Annotated in this window: 3 protein-coding genes; all 3 read left to right on the forward strand. The window is 33.3% G+C overall.

Features of this window, described 5'->3' with window-relative positions:
* A partial coding sequence (locus tag ACIPUA_RS07235) for a fimbrial protein (protein WP_449059509.1) occupies positions 1-231 on the forward strand: 231 nt, incomplete at its 5' end.
* Between the two features lie 8 nt (positions 232-239).
* Positions 240-773, forward strand: coding sequence for a fimbrial protein (locus tag ACIPUA_RS07240; protein WP_249890945.1), 534 nt, complete (start codon positions 240-242; stop codon positions 771-773).
* Between the two features lie 55 nt (positions 774-828).
* The coding region (locus tag ACIPUA_RS07245) for a fimbrial protein (RefSeq protein WP_449059510.1) at positions 829-1,267 on the forward strand (439 nt) is incomplete at its 3' end.

The raw sequence follows: 1,267 nt of genomic DNA on the forward strand, positions 1-1,267 counted from the left end.
AGTGGGTTTGATACCCAAGCTCTAGTAACTGATAAACCTGGATTAGGTATACGGCTATATCGTTCTGATAATGGTAGTGTTGTTGAGTTAAATAAGCCATATACTTTAGTCATGTCTAAAGGTGGAAAACTAGATATCCCCTTATACTCTGTTCCTGTTAAAGGTGGTAAATCTGTATTATCTGCTGGTCAATTTACAGCATCTGCGACATTAGAACTAAATTACCCGTAAGGTGGCATATGATAAAAATAAATCTAGTTACAATAGCGGCTTGTTGTTTTTTAGCGAGTAGTTTAACTTGGGGTAATAATACAACTTCAGTTAATTATGATGGTACTCTAGTTAATCTGGCTTGCGTTATTGATGATGAGACTCCTATTGAAGTTAATATGGGCTCCATAATCGATAAACAAATCTATTTACATGGTCACTCAGTTAATAAAAAATTTAATTTAATCTTAAAAGATTGTGATCCTATGTTAGCTAATTCTATAGTAATAACACTTAATGGTAGTTCAGGAAATGTTACGCCTGATGGATACCTAAAATTTGATACAGGTAGTGAAGCAAAAGGTGCTGTGATAGGAATTGCGGATGATAAATTATCTCGTGTTCAGATTGGTAAGGAATTGTCACCTAGACTAACAGAATCAGGAACAATGAGTGTTCCTTTATATGCTTTCGTTCAAGGAACTCCTGAAGCTATACAAAATAATTCTATTACACTTGGTCAATTTACTGCGACATTATTTTACACTATCAATTTTGAATAAATCATATAGTGTTAGATAAATATTCCCAGCGATATGATTCACAATAGGTAGATAAATGAATAAATATGAAGGTATCGTAAAAATGGAGAGAGCATTAAAGCAATTCATCGGTGGAATTTGCATATTTTTTTTGGTTTCTCCAACTCAGGCTGTAGAGATTTCACCTGGTAGCAGGGGGACTTTGCCTCTTACTGTTAGTGTCACTGTGCAAGCCGTTACTTGTGATATTAGTGGTTCAGATAATAAGGATGATATAACTGTTGACTTTAAAACTATAACAAAGAAAGGAATTGATAATGGCGATTATGAATTGTCTGTTCCAATAAAAATTACGTGTAGTAATAATACACCATCGTTAAGTTTGCAATTAACAGGCACACCAGCGAATTTTAATAAAACATTATTAAAAGCTAATGAAATTTCAGCGTTAGGTTTTGAGTTTTATATCAATGACCAAAAATGGGCATTGAATAGTACATCTCCAAATTTTACAC

This window comes from Providencia sp. AGC89 (genome assembly GCF_053543535.1).